Below are 2,739 nucleotides of genomic sequence, written 5' to 3'. Positions count from 1 at the left end.
TTTCCATTTCCTCCGGCTCGATATCCATAAAATCGGGCGCGGCCATTTCGATCGCTATCATATCCAGTAACGCGTCGTCGTAAGCGTCGGCAGGCTCAGCGTTTTCATCGTTTGCTTCAGACGACATATCAGCGGCGTCCTCGGCGGTCGCGCTGGCGGCTTGGGGTGGCCCTTTGACGACCTCGTCCATCACTTCCGGTGGTTGAGCAGTTTGTGGAACCGGCTCAGCCTCCATAGTGGCCGCGGCTTCAAAGTCCTTTGACGCGGCTGCTTCTTGCGAGATTTCGGCGGCAACACCAGGCATTGGGTCCTGTGCCGCCGTAGAAGCGTTCGGAGAGACCGGCTGGGCAACCGCCGCGGCGAATTGCGCGGGGGCCACGACGTCGCGTTGCTCGAATTGAGCAATCCGAGCCCTGATCAGATCGAATGCGGCGTTCAAATCGGCCTGGGGGCTTGTCGCGGAGATTTGCCCGCACGCGCTTTCAATGGCGCTGACCTGGGAATCCAGCAGGTCGCATATTCGCCCATCGGCGCCGATTTCTCGCCATCGCCAGCTAATTTCCCTGATGATCCGGGCCGCCTTATGCACCGTCGCTAATTTTTCCCCGATTTCGAGGCCCTCAACCGCGCTGCTGATGGCCGTTTCCGCCTGCTCGACGGCGGCGCGAATGGAAGTCAGTGCGACTGGCAGCAGGTTTTCTGGTGTCGGTTGCTTCTGCGCGGCGAGTGTTTCTTCAATCCGGGCCACCGCGTCGAGCACCATGCGGGTGTCGGCGTTGCGGTTGCGCTTGGCGTATTCGCCGAGAAACCAGCGGCCGCGTGACGTCTCCATAAACGCCTGGCTGATCGCGTCATAGTCTTCCTCGCTGGGCAGTACCGCGCGGGCGGAGATCGGCGATAGGGCGAATACTTCGTCGGCCATTGCAAACTCGTTGCGCAAATCATCGCGCATTAGGCTAACGATCATCATGATATCGACCGAATCGCAATTGGTTTGATGCCGCCCGAATCAGTAATCCCCATCGCATCTCAGGTGACCTCGAAACGATTCGCGGCCAGGCTGGCCCTGTTCTACGGCACTCTGTTTGGCCTGATCGGCACCCACCTGCCGTTCTTTCCGGTATGGCTGAAGGCGGTCGGGATCGACTCGTCCTGGATTGGAATCATTAACGCCGTTCCTTCGGTGACCCGGTTTACGATCCTGCCACTCGTGACCGGCCTTGCCGAAAGGCGTCAATCGCTACGCGCGGCCCTCATCGTCACGGCTTTTGCAACTGCAATGGGATTTTCACTGATCGGAACGGGTCATGAGCCGCTGCTGGTTTTCATCGCCTATGCCGCGACAGCCTGCCTGTGGACCCCCATGGTGCCTCTGACCGACGCCTATGCATTGCGAGGCGTCGCGCGGTTTGGCCTCAACTACGGCCCGCTGCGGCTGTGGGGATCCGCGGCCTTTGTGGTTGGCGCGCTGGTTTGCGGCGTGCTGGTCGATTTCATCGCGGCGCTCCACTTGATCTGGGTCATCGCGGCCGTGGGTGGCCTTGGCGCGCTCGCCAGCCTCGGCTTGCAGCGGCTCGACAATCCGAGAACAGCGTCCGCGGCGCGAAGCCATGAAGGGGCACTGCTGCGCGATCCGGGATTTCTCGCCATGATCGTTTCGGCGGCACTGATTCAGGGCAGCCACGCTGCGTACTACACTTTTGCGTCCATCAGCTGGCAGGCGACGGGCCTCGGCGGGGTGACCATTGCGGGGCTTTGGGCGATCGGAGTGGTTGCCGAGATCGTGGTGTTTGCGGTCTCACCCCGACTTACGCTTCAGCCGTCGTCCCTGGTGGTGATCGGCGGCCTTGTGGCCCTCGCGCGCTGGTTGATAACCGCCCAGGAGCCCTCGGTAACCGCGCTGTCGGTGGTTCAATTGGCGCATGGGTTCACCTACGGCCTCACGCAAGTCGGCACTATGGGACTGTTAGTTCGACATGTGCCGGCCCATTCGATGGCGAGAGGGCAGGGCTATTTCGCCGCGTGTAGCGGCATCATCAGTTCGACGGCCTCGATTCTGTCCGGGGTGATCTACGCCCGGTACGGGGATCGGGTTTATTACTTGATGGGCGCCATGGCGCTCTCAGGAGCGGTCGTGATGTGGCTGGCGCGCGATCGCATCCGGAAGGAGATCGTACCTCCGTTCTGATTGATACGATTGGAAGTCCCCGATCACCCCCATAGCGCGGCTTCGGGCGGATAAACTGTGCTGCCCTCGTAATGCAATCCATCGCGGCGGTCGCGCGTCAGCAGCAGCGGGCCGTCGAGGTCGACAAAGCGCGCCCATGGCGTCAGCAGCATCGCCGGCGCCATCGCCAGCGATGTGGCGACCATGCAGCCTACCATGAGTTCAAAACCCAACGCTCGCGCCGCATCCGTCATAGCAAGCGCCTCAGTCAGGCCGCCGGTTTTGTCGAGCTTGATGTTGATGGCGTCGTAACGTTCGCGCAGTCCCTCCAGCGAAGCGCGATCGTGCACGCTTTCGTCCGCGCAGATGGCCATGGGCCTGCGGATATTCGCAAGCGCGTGATCTTCGCCGGCCGGAAGCGGCTGTTCCACCAGCCTGACGCCGGCTCGCGCGCACTCGCTCAGGTTTCGCTCGAGATTGGTCGACGTCCACGCCTCGTTCGCATCGACGATGAGTTCGGATTGGGGAGCCGCCTTCCGCACTTCAGCGATCCGCTCGCCGTCGCCGTCGCC

The 2,739-nt window shown here is 62.1% G+C and carries 3 protein-coding genes; 1 reads left to right on the top strand and 2 read right to left on the bottom strand.

The features are described 5' to 3' along the window. The coding region (locus tag VJV58_RS10885) for a hypothetical protein (protein ID WP_324137351.1) at positions 1 to 970 on the bottom strand (970 nt) is incomplete at its 3' end. A 27-nt stretch (positions 971 to 997) separates the two neighbouring features. Here VJV58_RS10885 and VJV58_RS10880 point away from each other — a divergent pair. After that, complete coding sequence (locus tag VJV58_RS10880; RefSeq protein ID WP_324137350.1) at positions 998 to 2,188, top strand: MFS transporter; 1,191 nt, start codon at positions 998 to 1,000, stop codon at positions 2,186 to 2,188. 23 nt (positions 2,189 to 2,211) lie between these two features. On the opposite strand, the gene VJV58_RS10875 is transcribed toward VJV58_RS10880, so the two are convergent. Next, positions 2,212 to 2,739 (bottom strand): enolase C-terminal domain-like protein (locus tag VJV58_RS10875; RefSeq protein WP_324137349.1); only part of this gene is annotated, 528 nt, incomplete at its 5' end.

The sequence above is a fragment of the Bradyrhizobium sp. genome (assembly GCF_035273305.1).
Lineage (GTDB): Bacteria > Pseudomonadota > Alphaproteobacteria > Rhizobiales > Xanthobacteraceae > Bradyrhizobium.
The sequence above is the reverse complement of the archived record's forward strand: the minus strand, read 5'-3'. Positions and strand labels throughout refer to the sequence as shown.

What these genes read in the sequence shown, in the direction of transcription:
- VJV58_RS10880 (WP_324137350.1), top strand. Translation starts at nt 998, where the DNA reads ATGCCGCCCGAATCAGTAATCCCCATCGCATCTCAGGTGACCTCGAAA.